We start from the raw sequence: 14,662 nt of genomic DNA on the forward strand, positions 1-14,662 counted from the left end.
GGACCACCCATGAACGGCACGCGGATCGCCGCCGTCGGCCACTACCAGCCCGCCAAGGTACTCACCAACGAGGACCTGGCGGGCATGGTCGACACGAGTCACGAGTGGATCACCTCTCGCGTGGGCATCAAGACCCGCCACATCGCCGGGCCCGACGAACCCGTCGACGAGCTGGCCGCGCACGCCGCCGCCAAGGCCCTCGCCGCCGCGGGCCTGACGCCCGGGGACATCGACCTGGTCCTGGTCGCCACCTCCACGGCCATCGACCGCTCCCCGAACATGGCCGCCCGCGTCGCCGCCCGCCTCGGCATCCCCTCGCCCGCCGCCATGGACGTCAACGTCGTGTGCGCCGGCTTCACCCACGCCCTGGCCACCGCCGACCACGCCGTCCGCGCGGGAGCGGCCGTACGGGCCCTGGTCATCGGCGCCGACAAGATGTCCGAGGTCACCGACTGGACCGACCGGACGACCTGCGTCCTCGTCGGCGACGGAGCGGGCGCCGCCGTCGTCGAGGCCGCGGACGAACCCGGCATCGGACCGGTCCTGTGGGGATCCGTGCCCGAGATGGGACACGCGGTACGGATCGAGGGCACGCCCCCGCGGTTCGCGCAGGAGGGCCAGAGCGTCTACCGCTGGGCCACCACCCAACTCCCGCCCATCGCCCGCAAGGCCTGCGAGAAGGCCGGCCTGACCCCCGCCGACCTCGCCGGCGTCGTCCTCCACCAGGCGAACCTGCGCATCATCGAACCCCTCGCCGAGAAGATCGGCGCCGTCAACGCGGTCGTCGCCCGCGATGTCGTCCAATCGGGCAACACCTCCGCCGCCAGCATCCCCCTCGCGTTCTCGAAGCTCGTCGAACAGGGCGCCGTCCGCACCGGCGATCCGGTCCTGCTGTTCGGCTTCGGCGGGAATCTGTCGTACGCCGGTCAGGTCGTCCGATGCCCCTGACCTGCGCATACGTCCCGGTGTGACGAGACCGACCGGCATACCCTCTGGCTACTGTGCGCCGTAGACTGTAGACGAAAGACAATCCATACTGGATTTCCGGCTGTTGTGGCCGTGTCGCCCGTATGCGAAAACTCGTCTGCACACGTCTGTATGCACAAGCCCGCATGCACCGACCCGTATACGCGGGTCCATATGCACAAGGCCGGGCGCCGCCAAGGAGGGGACCGTGATGTTGTCCGCAGGACTGCCGCAGGGAGCGGTGCCCAAGCTCGAACGCCCGGGCCCGCTGCGCGACCGTGTCTACGAGGCGCTGCTCGAACTCATCACCACGCGCGCCCTGCAGCCCGGCCAGCATCTCGTCGAGAGTGAACTCGCCGGGCACCTCGGGGTGTCCCGGCAGCCCGTGCGGGAGGCGTTGCAGCGGCTCAACACCGAGGGCTGGGTCGATCTGCGGCCCGCGCAGGGCGCGTTCGTGCACGAGCCGACGGAGGAGGAGGCCGACCAACTCCTCACCGTACGCACCCTGTTGGAGGCCGAGGCCGCCCGCCTCGCCGCCGCCAACGCGGGCAGCGCCGGCATCGCCGTCCTTCAGGAGCTGTGCGCGGAGGGGGAGCGGGCCGTCGACGCCGACGACGTGGACGCCGCCGTCGCCATGAACGCCCGCTTCCACGCGAAGGTCATGGAACTGGCCGGCAACGCCGTCCTCGCCGAACTCGCCGCGCAGGTCGACCGCCGGGTGCGCTGGTACTACACGCCGGTGGCACGGCAGCGCGGTCTGACGTCCTGGATCGAGCACCGGCACCTGATCGACGCGATCGCGGCCCGCGACGAACTGCGCGCGAGCCTTCTGATGCGGGAACACACCGAGCACACCCGGCGGTCGTACCACGAGCGCGAGAAGTCCTGAGCCGCCTGAGCCGGGCGATGGCCCTCCCGCATCGAGGAGGGCCATCGGGTGGGTCCAGGCAGGTCTGCGCCGGTGCCGTGAGGTGAACTGTCAGGTCGCGGGCTGCGGTTGGGGAACGGGAGCCAACTCCCTGTCCCCGCGCCCCGGTTGGCGCAACAGCAACGCGATCGCCGCCGCCACCATCGAGACCCCGCCGGCCAGCGCGTACGCCCCGTTGTAGCCCCAGGCCGCGACCACCATGGAGCCGAGACCGCCGCCGAACAGGCCGCTGATCAGCTTGCCGCTGTACACCAGGCCGTAGTTGGTGGCGTTGAAGTTCTCGCCGAAGTAGTCCGGGGTCAGGGCCGCGAACATCGGGTAGAACGCGCCGCCGCCGAAACCGGACAGGAACGCGAAGAACAGGAACAGCCACTCGCTGCGCAGATGCCCGGCCCAGATCACGCCGAACTGGGCGAAGCCCAGGACCAGGATGACGAAGACCAGGGTGAGTTTGCGGCCCCACAGGTCGGACAGCCAGCCCACCACCGCGCGGCCGATGCCGTTGATGACGGCCATGACGCCCATCGAGGAGGCCGCCACCAGCGGGCCGAAGCCCACGTCCTTGGCGAAGTCGACCTGGAAGGAGATCCCGAAGATCGACACCCCGGCGGTCAGCACGATCGACAGCCACATCAACGGCAGCATGCCGGTGCGGATGGCCTCCTTGGGCGTGAACTGCCGTACCGCAGGGGGGTTCTTGGCGAGGCTCGTCGCGCTCTTGTCGTTGCCGCCGTAGGTCAGCGGGTCGATGTCGGCGGGCCACCAGTTCTTCGGCGGGGCCTTGAAGAAGAACGCGCACCCGAACACCACGATCAGGATGTAACAGCCGATCAGATCCAGGACCCGATGGTAATTCCCGGTGTCGAAGGCGTAGTTGAAGATGAAGATGAACGGCAGCGAGCCGTACGCGAAGCCGCCGTTGACGAACCCGGTGCGGGCGCCCCGCCGTTCGGGGAACCACTTGCCGACCATGTTGATGCAGGTCGCGTAGACCAGACCGGCACCGACACCGCCGATGACGCCGAAGCCGACGATCGCCAGCCACACATTGTCCAGGTGGGACAGTGCGAGGAAACCGATCACGCACATGACGGAGCCGACGTACATCGCCTTGCGGGCCGTCAGGATGCCCTTCTCCCGCAGCCAGCCCGCCGGGAAGGCGATGCCGGCCTGGAAGAAGACCCAAATGCTCAGGATCCAGAAGGTGTTGCTCTGCGTCCAGCCGTGCGCGCTGGACAGGGTGTCCTCCGCGGAGCCGTACGCGTACTCGAAGACGCTGATCGCCATCATGGCGATCCACGGCAGATAGATCATGATCTTGCGTGAGTGGCCGAGGATGTCGCGGTCGGTCTCCCCGACGCGGTAGACGCGGCCGTTGGCGTCGGTCACTTCACGGTAGGGACGGTTCGCGGCGCCGGATTCGTTCGTGGTGATGGGATCTGCGGTCATGTCACGCCATCTCCTCGCCGAGCGGGTGCGGGTTGGGGGCGATACGCCGGGCGCTGGGCCTGCCCGGAGCCTTGAGGAAGAGCGCCAGCACCGCGGAGGCCAGACCCACGGAACCGGCCAGCACGAACGCGCCGTGGTAGTCCCACTCACCGACGACGACCGCGCCCAGACCGGAGCCGACGAGCCCCGAGATCAGCTTCGAGCTGTAGACCATCCCGTAGTTGCCGGCGTTGTTGTTCTCACCGAAGTAGTCCGCCGTCATGGCCGCGAACAGCGGGAAGATCGCCCCGCCGCCGAAACCCGAGACCATGGAGCAGAACAGGAAGAACGGCATGCTGCCCATCTGGCCCGAGACCAGCACACCGAACTGGGCCGTACCGAGCACGAGACACACGATGATCAGCGTGTGGCGGCGGCCGAAACGGTCGGAGATCCAGCCGATGACCCCGCGCCCGGTGCCGTTGACGATCGCCTTGAGGGACATCGCTGTGGCCACGATCCCGCCCGCGAAGCCCATGTCCTTGCCGAACGGCACCTGGAAGGCGATGCCGAAGATGTTGATGCCGGCCGTGCACAGCAGACAGAACCACATCATCCAGAGCACGGGAGTACGGGCGGCCTCCCTGGGTGTGTACTGCTTGATCGCGGGCGGGTTCTTCTCCAACGCCCGCCGGATCCTGGGGTCTTGGGCCGCCTTCAGCGGATCGACGTGCGCGGGCCACCAGTTCTTCGGCGGATCGCGGAAGAACCAGCCCGCCGACGCCACCACCAGACACAGTCCGACGCCGACCAGGCTGAGCAGCACCTTGTAGTTGCCGAGATCCAGCACCGAGGTGAACAGGAACACGAACGGCACCGACCCGTAGGCGAATCCGCCGTTCACGAAGCCCGTCTTGCCGCCCTTGCGCTCCGGGTACCACTTGCCGACCATGTTCACGCAGGTCGCATACACAAGACCGGCGCCGATACCGCTGCACATACCGAATCCCAGGTATGCGACGAGCACGTTCGGTGCGAACGCCAGCGCCAGATAGCCCAGCAGTGTGCCGAGCGCGCCGATCAACATGGCCGTACGGGCCGGGAGTCTGCCGCTCTCGCGCAGCTGCCCGGCCGGGAAGGCGACGGCCGCCTGGAAGAAGATCCAGACGCCCATCAGCCAGAAGATGTGTCCACTGCTCCACAGATGCGCGTCGTGAAGCGTGTCCTCCGCCGACGTGAACGCGTACTCGGCGGAACTGATGCCCATCATGCCCACCCAGGGCAGGACGACCATCCACTTGCGCGCCCGGCCCATGATGTCGACATCGGATTCACCGATGCGGTACACGCGGCCGTGACGGTCCGTCACCTCCCTGTAGGAGACGGACGTCGGGAAGTCCGTTGTTGCCATCGCTCAGTGCCCCTTGCGTCGAAAGTTCTGGCCAGCGCCCCCTGTCCAATGCCTTTCGTGTGCGCACGGGTCCCCGGGGCCGACCGACCGCACTGTCGGCCGGCCCCGCGTCGAATCACGTCATGAACCACCGCCCAACAGCCCTGCCGCACGCGCCCATTGGTACTTCGCGCCGAGCACGGCCACCGGCTTCTCCGTCGTGTACGGGTACGCCACGACCCCGCGCTCGTACAGGTACTGGCAGGCCTCCTCGACCTCCACGTCACCCGCGAGCGACGCCACCACCGGCTTCTCGATGCCGCGTTCCTTGAACTCGGCGACCACGCGCGCGGTGAGCTCCGCGAAGACCATCGGGGGAGTGACGATGGTGTGCCAGTAGCCGAGGACCAGCGCGTGGATGCGGGGATCCTCCAACCCGAGCCGGATCGTCGCCTCGTACGTCGACGGCGGCTCGCCCCCGGTGATGTCGACCGGGTTGCCCGCGGCCCCGAAGGGCGGGATGAACTCCCGGAAGGACGCGTCGAGATCCGGCGGAATCTCCATCAGGGAAAGGCCGTTGTCGGTCACCGCGTCCGAGAGCAGCACACCGCTGCCGCCGGCGCCCGTGATGATAACGACGTTGTCGCCCTGGGGAGTTGGCAGCACCGGCAGGCCACGCGCGTACTCCAGCATGTCGTTGAGCCCGGGGGCACGGATGACACCGGCCTGCTTGAGGATGTCCGTGTACACGGCGTCGTCGCCGGCCAGCGCGCCCGTGTGCGAGCCCGCGGCCTTCGCGCCCGCCGCCGTACGACCGGCCTTGAGGACCACAACCGGCTTGCGGGGCACGGTCTTTCGGGCCGCCTCGACGAACGCGCGCCCGTCCTTGAGGTCCTCCAGGTGCATCGCGATGCACTCCGTGTGCGGGTCCTCCCCGAACCAGGTCAGCAGGTCGTCCTCGTCCAGGTCCGACTTGTTGCCGAGCCCGACGATCGCCGACACACCCGTCTTCGTGGTCCGCGCGAACCCCAGGATGGCCATGCCGATGCCACCGGACTGCGAGGTCAGCGCCACCCCGCCCTTCACGTCGTACGGCGTGCAGAACGTGGCGCACAGGTCCTGCCAGGTCGAGTAGTAGCCGTAGATGTTCGGCCCGAGGAGACGGACGCCGTAGCGTTCGGCGATCTCGACTATCTCCTCCTGGAGTCGGACCTCACCGGTCTCCGCGAACCCGGAGGGGATGAGGACGGCGTTGGGGATGTTCTTGCGACCCACCTCCTCCAGTGCCGCTGCCACGAACTTGGCGGGAATGGCGAAGACGGCCACATCCACCTCACCGGGAACGTCCGTGACACTCTTGTACGCCTTGCGGCCGAGGATGTCATCGGCCCTGGGGTTCACCGCGTGGATCTCGCCGGCGAAGCCACCGTCGACAAGGTTGCGCATCACCGAATTGCCGATCTTGCCCTGCTCGTTGGAGGCGCCGATCACGGCGACGGAGGTCGGCTCCATGAGGCGGCGCATGGTCGTCAGGATCTCGTCGCGTGTATACCGTCGACGGGGTACCGGCTGCGACTCGGCGAGGATCACGCGGATGTCCGCGGCGACCGCGCCCTCCGGAGTCGCGATCACCGGGTTGAGGTCCACCTCGGCGATCTCCGGGAAGTCCGCGACCAGTTGGGACACGCGGCGGATCTGCTCGGCGATCGCCCATCGGTCGACGGCCGGTGCGCCGCGCACTCCGCGCAGGATCTCCGCCGCTCGGATCGAGTCCAGCATGGACAACGCCTCGTCCGCGCTCACGGGCGCCAGCCGGAACGTCACGTCCTTCAGCACCTCGACGAGCACCCCGCCGAGCCCGAACGCGACCACCTTCCCGAACGTCGGGTCGGTGACCGCCCCGACGATGACCTCCTGCCCCTGCGGCAGCAACTCCTGCACCTGGACGCCCTCGATGCGGGCCTCGGCGCTGTATGCACGCGCGTTGTCGACGATCCTGTGGAACGCGGCCCGTACGTCCGTCGCGCCCTCGACCCCGACGATCACGCCACCCGCGTCGGTCTTGTGCAGGATGTCGGGCGAGACGATCTTCATCACCACCGGCCCGCCGAACCGGGCCGCGTACGCCACCGCCTCGTCGACGTCCGTCGCCAACTCCTCACCCGGTACGGCGATCCCGTACGCGTCGGCGATCACCTTGCCCTCGGGCGCGGTCAGCGCGAACCGTCCCTCGGCCCGCACGGAGTCGAGGAGCGCACGCACCCTCAGGACCCGGTCCTCTGCCATCACGTCAGATCACCCCGTTCGACTTGAGGAGGCGCAACTCTTCGTCGCCGAGACCGAGTTCGCCGATGTAGACCTCTTCGTTGTGCTCGCCGAGCAGCGGTGAACCGGTCACCTCCACGGGGGAGTCGGAGAGTTTCAGCGGACTGCCGACGGTGACGAACTCGCCGCGCTCGGGGTGCGGCACCGTCACGACCATCTCGTTGGCGACCAGCGAGGCGTCCTCGATGATCTCCCTGGTCGACAGGATCGGCCCGCACGGGATGTTGTGGGCGTTGAGCTTCTCCAGCACCTCCCACTTGGGCAGCGTGGACGACCACTCCTCGATCAGCTGGAACATCTTGGCCAGCTGCGGCAACCGGGCCTCCGGCGTCGCCCACTCGGGGTCCTCGGCCAGCTCGGGCCGGCCGATCAGCTCGGTGAGCGGTCGCCAGCCGACCGGCTGCACGATGACGTACACGTAGTCGTTCGGCCCGCCCGGCGCACACTTGACCGCCCAGCCGGGCTGACCGCCGCCGGACGCGTTGCCCGAGCGGGGCACCTCGTCCCCGAAGTCGTCGTTCGGGTACTCGGCGAGCGGGCCGTGGGCCAGCCTCTGCTGGTCGCGCAGCTTCACCCGGCACAGGTTCAGCACGGCGTGCTGCATGGCGACGTTGACCCGTTGGCCGCGGCCGGTGCTCTCGCGCTGGAAGAGTGCCGCCAGTATCCCGGCCACTGTATGCACTCCGGTGCCGGAGTCACCGATCTGAGCGCCCGTTGCCAGCGGCGGCCCGTCCTCGAAGCCGGTGGTCGACATCGACCCGCCCATGGCCTGTGCGACGACCTCGTACGCCTTGAAGTTGGTGTACGGGCCGTCCCCGAACCCCTTGATGGACGCATACACGATGCGGGGATTGATCTCCTGTATGCGATCCCAGGTGAACCCCATACGGTCGACCGCGCCCGGCCCGAAGTTCTCGACCATGACGTCGGACCGCCGGATCAGCTCGGTGAGGATCTCCTTGCCGCGCTCGGTCTTCGTGTTGAGGGTGATGCTCCGCTTGTTGCAGTTGAGCATCGTGAAGTAGAGGGAGTCGACGTCCGGGAGGTCGCGCAGCTGCTTGCGCGTGATGTCACCGGTCGGCGCCTCCAGCTTGACGACGTCGGCGCCGAGCCAGGCGAGCAGCTGGGTGGCGGAGGGGCCGGACTGGACGTGCGTCATGTCGAGGACGCGGATGCCCTCAAGTGCCCTGGCGGTCATGGCCGTTCACCTCACTTGTACATCGTCTGGTTCATGGTTCCGGGGGCGTACGCGTCCGGGTCGACCCAGACATTGATCAGCGACGGTTTGCCCGACTCACGGGCGCGCTGCAGGGCCGGGGCGATGTCGGCGGGGTCGCGGACCTCCTCGCCGTAACCGCCCAGCATCTGGGCGAACTTGTCGTAGTGCACGTCGCCGAGGGTGTTGCCGACCCGCTCGCGCTCCGGGCCGTACTTGGCTGCCTGGCCGTAACGGATCTGGTTCATCGAGGAGTTGTTGCCGACGATGCCGACGAAGGGGAGGTCGTAGCGGACGAGGGTCTCGAAGTCCCAGCCGGTGAGGGAGAACGCGCCGTCGCCGAACAGCGCGACGACCTCCTTGTCGGGCCGCGCCTGCTTCGCCGCGAGGACGAAGGGGATACCGACGCCGAGGGTGCCCAGCGGGCCCGGATCCATCCAGTGGCCGGGCGACTTGGGCTGCACGACCTGCCCGGAGAAGGTGACGATGTCGCCGCCGTCGCCGATGTAGATCGAGTCCTCGGTGAGGAAGTCGTTGATCTCACTGACCAGGCGGTACGGGTGGATCGGTGAGGCGTCCGACTTCAGACTGGGCAACCGCTTCTCGATCGCTGCCTGTTCGGCGGCACGCAACTCGTCGAGCCACTCCTTGCGCCTGGACGCACCGCCGTTGCTGTATCCATTGAAAGCGTGTCCCGAAGCGGCGTCCGCGACCGACTTCAGGACGAGCCCCGCGTCGCCGACGATGCCGAGGTCGATGTCGCGGTTCTTGCCGACGGTGCGGTAGTCGAGGTCGATCTGCACGACGGTCGCTTCGGGGGAGAGACGCTTGCCGTAGCCCATACGGAAGTCGAAGGGCGTGCCGACGATGACGATGACGTCGGCGTGGGAGAAGGCGTACCGGCGCGACAGTTGGAAGTGGTGCGGGTCGCCGGGCGGGAGGGTGCCGCGCCCCGCGCCGTTCATGTACGCGGGGATGTTGAGCGTGCGGACCAGGTCGATGGCCGCCTCCGTGCCGCGAGTTGTCCATACCTGGCTGCCCAACAGGATTGCCGGCTTCTCGGCGTGCACCAGCAGGTCGGCGAGCTTCTCGATCGCCCCGGGGTCGCCGGCCGAGCGGGTCGAGGCACGGTAGGCGCCGGGCTGCGGTACCCGTGCCCTGCTCACCGGCACCTTGGCGTCGAGGACGTCGCGCGGGATCTCCAGGAAGGAGGGACCGGGCGCGCCGTGGTAGCACTCGCGGAACGCCATGGACACCATGTCGGCGGCGCGTGCCGTGTCCGGCACGGTCGCCGCGAACTTGGTGATCGGCGTCATCATGTCGACGTGCGGGAGGTCCTGGAGGGACCCCATCTTGTGCTGGGTGAGGGCCCCTTGGCCGCCGATCAGCAGCATCGGGGACTCCGCGCGGAAGGCGTTGGCGACACCGGTGACGGCGTCGGTCGTCCCGGGACCCGCGGTGACGACCGCGCACCCGGGCCTGCCGGTGATCCGCGCGTAGCCGTCCGCCGCGTGGGCTGCCACCTGCTCGTGGCGTACGTCGACGACTTCTATGCCCTCGTCGACGCAACCGTCGTAGATGTCGATGATGTGGCCGCCGCACAGCGTGTAGATGCGGTCGACCCCCTCGGCCTTCAGGGCTTTGGCGACGAGATGACCACCGGAAATCACGTCCTGGGTGTCGTCGGGCATGGCGAAGTCCTGTCCCTTCGTAGGGGGTTGGAAGGCTCTCGCGGTACATTGCATACAGTCGACGAATACTGTATGAAACTTGTTATCCCGCATCCGGTGGGTGGTGTCCAGGGGGCGTGCGCCACTTTTCGGGGGCTGGGGGTCGCTCCCCGGATAGACACAGCAGGCAGGAGCCGAGATGGACCTGTACGAGCACCAGGCAAGGGAACTCTTCGAGAAACACGGCATCTTGGTGCCCCGGGCCGAGGTCACCACCTCGTCCAAGGAGGCGCGCGGGATCGCCCGCGGGCTGGGCGGCAGGGTGGTGGTGAAAGCCCAGGTGAAGACCGGTGGGCGAGGCAAAGCGGGCGGAGTGAGGTTCGCCGCCGACCCGGCCGCCGCCGAGCTGACCGCACGGCAGATCCTCGGCATGGACATCAAGGGCCACACGGTCGGCACGGTGATGCTGGCCCAACCCGTCGACATCGAGAGCGAGTTCTACGTCTCCTACGTCCTCGACCGGGCGGCCGGCCGCTTTCTTGCGATCGCGTCCGCGGAGGGCGGTATGGAGATCGAGGAGATCGCCGCCCGTCGACCGGATGCGGTCGCCCGTATGCACATCGACCCGGCCGGGGGCGTCACCTCGGCGAAGGCGGGTGAGATCGCCGAGGCGGCCGGACTGCCCCCGCAGACCGTCGACGTCCTCGTACGACTGTGGGAGGTGCTGGTCCGCGAGGACGCCGTCCTCGTCGAGGTCAACCCACTCGTGCGCACCCGACAGGGGCAGATCCTCGCCCTCGACGGCAAGGTCACCCTCGACGACAACGCCCGCTTCCGGCAGGCCCGTTGGGGCGCCGAGGGTGCGACGCACGACGATCCGCTGGAGGCGGAGGCAGCCGCGAAGGGACTCAACTACGTCAAGCTCGACGGCGAGGTCGGCATCATCGGCAACGGCGCCGGCCTGGTCATGGCGACCCTCGACGTGGTCGCCGGGTGCGGTGCCCGCCCCGCCAACTTCCTCGACATCGGCGGCGGGGCATCGGCCCGGACCATGGCCGACGGACTGTCCGTCATCCTCTCCGACCCCGCTGTGAAGTCGGTGTTCGTCAACGTCTTCGGCGGCATCACCGCATGCGACGCGGTGGCCGACGGCATCGTGCGGGCCCTGGACACCGTCCGGTTGACCAAGCCACTGGTCGTCCGGCTCGACGGAAACAACGCGGCCCGCGGCCGGGCGATCCTCGACGGCCACGCGCATCCACTGGTCCAGCAGGCCACCACCATGGACGGCGCCGCCCGCCGCGCCGCCGACCTCGCCAACGCACGCTGAGGAGCCGGGACATGGCGATCTACCTCACCAAGGAGAGCAAGGTCCTCGTCCAGGGCATGACCGGCGGCGAGGGCATGAAGCACACCCGCAGGATGCTCGCCGCCGGCACGAACATCGTCGGCGGCGTCAACCCGCGCAAGGCCGGCCGCACCGTCGACTTCGACGACCGTGGCGTCCCCGTCTTCGGGTCGGTCGCCGACGGTATGCGATCGACGGGAGCCGATGTCACCGTCGTGTTCGTGCCGCCCGCCTTCGCCAAGGCCGCCGTGACCGAGGCCGCCGACGCGGGCATCGGCCTCGCCGTCGTCATCACCGAGGGCATCCCCGTCCGCGACTCGGTCGCCTTCACGGCCTACGCCAGGTCGAAGGGCACCCGGATCATCGGCCCCAACTGCCCCGGCCTGATCACCCCCGGGCAGGCCAACGCGGGCATCATCCCCGCCGACATCACCAAGCCGGGCCGAATCGGCCTGGTCTCCAAGTCCGGCACGCTCACCTACCAACTCATGTACGAACTGCGGGACATCGGCTTCTCGACCTGCGTCGGTATCGGCGGAGACCCCGTTGTCGGCACGAGCCACATCGACTGCCTCGCCGCGTTCCAGGAGGACCCCGACACCGAACTCGTCGTGCTCATCGGGGAGATCGGCGGCGACGCGGAGGAGCGAGCGGCTGCATACATCCGCGACCACGTCACCAAACCCGTCGTCGGCTACATCGCCGGCTTCACCGCGCCCGAGGGCAGGACGATGGGCCACGCCGGCGCCATCGTGTCCGGCTCCTCCGGTACGGCGGCGGCGAAGAAGGAGGCGTTGGAGGCCGTAGGAGTCAGGGTCGGGCGTACGCCGACGGAGACCGCACTGCTGGTGCTGGACCGCCTGGAGGGGGTGCGGGAGGCGGCGCGTGATGTCACTCATAGTTGATGTGACGTCACTGTTGCGCTCCTTGGAGCGCAACTAGCTTCATCTGTACGACAGTTCCTGCCTCACCCCGCCCCGACTGTGCACCGAGAGCGGAGCAGAAGCATGGCATCAACCCTCACCCCCACGTCCACCCTCGCCCCTACCCATCGCCCCCCGACCCTCAAGGCGGGCACGTCCTGGAGCGACGCGTGGCGGCGTTGTCTCGCCGTCGCGCCCGAGGCTTTCCAGGACGACCGTGTCCTCAACCTCTGGAACGCCGCCTGGCAGCGGGACGGCCGCACCCTGCCCGCCACCACCCCCGTCGACGGCAGCCCCATCGCCGGACCGCCGCGTCTGGACCGGTCCACCGCCCACCAGGCCGTCCGCGCCTCCCTCGACCAGCACCGGGCCTGGCGGCACGTCCCGCTCGACGAACGGCGCGCCCGCGTCGCCGCCGCGCTGGACGCCCTCACCGAGCACCGCGAACTCCTCGCGCTCCTGCTGGTCTGGGAGATCGGCAAGCCCTGGCGGCTCGCGCAGGCCGACGTGGACCGGTCCATCGACGGTGTGCGCTGGTACGTCGACGGCATCGAACCGATGCTCACCGGCCGCACCCCGCTGGACGGCCCGGTGTCGAACATCGCGAGCTGGAACTACCCGATGAGCGTGCTCGTCCACGCCATGCTCGTACAGGCGCTGGCGGGCAACGCGGTCATCGCCAAGACCCCGACCGACGGCGGCGTCGCCTGCCTCACCCTGGCCTGCGCGCTCGCCGCACGCGAAGGCATCCCCGTCACCCTCGTCAGCGGCAGCGGAGGCGAACTGTCCGAGGCGCTGGTCCGGGCGCCCGAGATCGGCTGCGTCTCCTTCGTCGGCGGGCGCGACACCGGGGCGGCGGTGGCCACGGCCGTCGCCGACCTCGGCAAACGGCACGTCCTGGAGCAGGAAGGACTCAACACCTGGGGCATCTGGAACCACACGGACTGGGACACCCTCACCGCCGTCATCCCCAAGCTCTTCGACTACGGCAAACAGCGCTGCACCGCCTATCCGCGCTTCGTCGTCCAACGCGAGCTGTTCGACGAGTTCCTCACCGCCTACCTCCCCGCGGTCCGAACTCTGCGCGTCGGCCACCCTCTTGCCGTCCAGCACGCCGAAGACCCCTACCCGGAACTGGACTTCGGCCCGGTGATCAACGCGGCCAAGGCCAAGGAACTCCACGACCAGGTGGCCGAGGCGATCGACCGCGGCGCCGTACCGCTGCACCGCGGCAGGCTGTCCGAGGCCAACTTCCTGCCGGGCCAGGACACTTCGGCGTACGTCCGCCCCGTCACCCTCCTCAACCCGCCGCCATCGTCCCCGCTGCACCACGCGGAGCCGTTCGGCCCGGTCGACACCATCGTCCTGGTCGACACGGAGGCGGAGCTGCTGGCCGCGATGAACGCGTCCAACGGTGCGCTGGTCGCCACCCTGTCCACCGACGACCGGGCGACCTACGACCGACTGGCCCCGCAGATCCGGGCGTTCAAGGTCGGACACGGCAAGCCGCGTTCCCGCGGTGACCGCGACGAGCTGTTCGGCGGATTCGGCGCCTCCTGGCGCGGCGCGTTCGTCGGCGGCGAACTCCTCGTCCGGGCGGTGACGCACGGACCGGTGGGGGAGCGGCTGCCGGGCAACTTCCCGGAGTACCAGCTCATGCCGTGACCGGCCGCCGTCGGCTCACGCGGTGATCCGCGGTCGGGCGGCACTCGGGTCCGTCGAGTGCCGCCCGGCGATGATCTCGTCGGCCGGCCAGCGGGCCACGCCCCGCGGATACGGGCGCGGCAGGTTCAGCACGATGCGGTTCATCCCGGCGCCGACGAGCCGGCCGACCGTCTCCTTGGTCGCGGCCGGCTCGTCGTACGACACCAGGACCTGCACCGAACGCGTGATCCCGGCCGGGTCGCGGCCCAGCTCGGCGCAGTGCGCGTCGAGGACGCGGGCGCGCTCGGTGACGTACTCGACGGTGTTGTGCGGCGGAGGACCACGGTCTGGTGGTGCGACGGCGCAGCCAGCAGGACCGCCGCAAGAACATCGTCGAACTGACGTCCGAGTGGCAGGGCTGCCTGCGCCGGGCGGAGAAGGCCCGTCGAGCGGCGGAACGGCGATTTCTGGCCCCGCTGGACGAGGCGGGGGCGGCCTCGCGCGTGCGGGCGCTGCAGACCCTGGTGCTTGACGGGCGAGTGCCGGATCCGGCGCGTGTCCGTAGCGGTTCGTTCACCCGTCGTGGTGGAGTCCCCGCAGGTGGCAGGCCTCGTGCGGCTGGTTCCGCGGGGGCGGATATGCAGGTGAAAGGCACTGCGAAAGCTTGGTATTGTTGTCCATGTCGCCGCGGGGAACACCCCCGGCCAGGCGGCAGACACCTCGTCCGGGTGGCGGAATGGCAGACGCGCTAGCTTGAGGTGCTAGTGCCCTTTATCGGGCGTGGGGGTTCAAGTCCCCCCTCGGACACCAGCTGAGACCCCACT

Annotated in this window: 11 protein-coding genes and 1 tRNA gene; 6 read left to right on the plus strand and 6 right to left on the minus strand. The window is 69.0% G+C overall.

Going from position 1 to position 14,662, the window contains the following annotated elements:
- The first annotated feature begins 9 nt into the window (after positions 1-9).
- Entirely contained in the window at positions 10-948 is a 939-nt protein-coding gene (locus OC490_RS05865; RefSeq protein WP_262056703.1) for a beta-ketoacyl-ACP synthase III, read from the plus strand.
- 229 nt (positions 949-1,177) lie between these two features.
- Positions 1,178-1,855 carry a GntR family transcriptional regulator gene (locus OC490_RS05870; protein WP_262056796.1) on the plus strand — a complete coding sequence of 226 codons (678 nt, stop codon included), beginning with the start codon at positions 1,178-1,180 and terminating at the stop codon, positions 1,853-1,855.
- Positions 1,856-1,945: 90 nt separating this feature from the next.
- Here the strand turns inward: OC490_RS05870 and OC490_RS05875 are convergent, their stop codons facing one another.
- The 5 genes from OC490_RS05875 to OC490_RS05895 all read right to left on the minus strand — a co-directional run bounded on the left by OC490_RS05875 (position 1,946) and on the right by OC490_RS05895 (position 9,944).
- Positions 1,946-3,343 carry an OFA family MFS transporter gene (locus OC490_RS05875; RefSeq protein WP_262056704.1) on the minus strand — a complete coding sequence of 466 codons (1,398 nt, stop codon included), beginning with the start codon at positions 3,341-3,343 and terminating at the stop codon, positions 1,946-1,948.
- 1 nt (position 3,344) lies between these two features.
- Positions 3,345-4,733, minus strand: a complete 1,389-nt coding sequence (locus OC490_RS05880) for an OFA family MFS transporter (protein ID WP_262056705.1) — start codon at positions 4,731-4,733, stop codon at positions 3,345-3,347.
- A 120-nt stretch (positions 4,734-4,853) separates the two neighbouring features.
- The gene (locus OC490_RS05885) at positions 4,854-6,998 is read right to left on the minus strand and encodes an acetate--CoA ligase family protein (protein ID WP_262056706.1); all 2,145 of its coding nucleotides are present in this window, start codon (positions 6,996-6,998) and stop codon (positions 4,854-4,856) included.
- Between the two features lie 4 nt (positions 6,999-7,002).
- Positions 7,003-8,235 (minus strand): formyl-CoA transferase, encoded by a 1,233-nt coding sequence (gene frc / locus OC490_RS05890; RefSeq protein WP_262056707.1) that lies wholly within the window; start codon positions 8,233-8,235, stop codon positions 7,003-7,005.
- A gap of 11 nt (positions 8,236-8,246) precedes the next feature.
- Positions 8,247-9,944, minus strand: a complete 1,698-nt coding sequence (locus OC490_RS05895) for a thiamine pyrophosphate-binding protein (protein WP_262056708.1) — start codon at positions 9,942-9,944, stop codon at positions 8,247-8,249.
- A 178-nt stretch (positions 9,945-10,122) separates the two neighbouring features.
- Here OC490_RS05895 and sucC point away from each other — a divergent pair, with 178 nt between their 5' ends.
- From sucC to OC490_RS05910, 3 genes are all read left to right on the plus strand, one after another.
- Complete coding sequence (sucC, locus tag OC490_RS05900) at positions 10,123-11,253, plus strand: ADP-forming succinate--CoA ligase subunit beta (RefSeq protein ID WP_262056709.1); 1,131 nt, start codon at positions 10,123-10,125, stop codon at positions 11,251-11,253.
- A gap of 11 nt (positions 11,254-11,264) precedes the next feature.
- Positions 11,265-12,176, plus strand: coding sequence for a succinate--CoA ligase subunit alpha (gene sucD, locus OC490_RS05905; RefSeq protein ID WP_262056710.1), 912 nt, complete (start codon positions 11,265-11,267; stop codon positions 12,174-12,176).
- 102 nt (positions 12,177-12,278) lie between these two features.
- Positions 12,279-13,859: an aldehyde dehydrogenase family protein gene (locus OC490_RS05910; RefSeq protein ID WP_262056711.1), complete on the plus strand. Its 1,581-nt coding sequence runs from the start codon at positions 12,279-12,281 to the stop codon at positions 13,857-13,859.
- Between the two features lie 15 nt (positions 13,860-13,874).
- Here the strand turns inward: OC490_RS05910 and OC490_RS05915 are convergent, their stop codons facing one another.
- A complete protein-coding gene (locus OC490_RS05915; protein ID WP_262056712.1) occupies positions 13,875-14,075 on the minus strand; it encodes a hypothetical protein in 201 nt (66 codons plus the stop codon).
- Between the two features lie 485 nt (positions 14,076-14,560).
- On the opposite strand from OC490_RS05915, the gene OC490_RS05920 reads away from it, so the two are divergent.
- A tRNA-Leu gene (locus tag OC490_RS05920) sits at positions 14,561-14,648 on the plus strand.
- Positions 14,649-14,662: the final 14 nt, after the last annotated feature.

The sequence above is a fragment of the Streptomyces sp. STR69 genome (assembly GCF_024519455.1).
GTDB lineage: Bacteria > Actinomycetota > Actinomycetes > Streptomycetales > Streptomycetaceae > Streptomyces.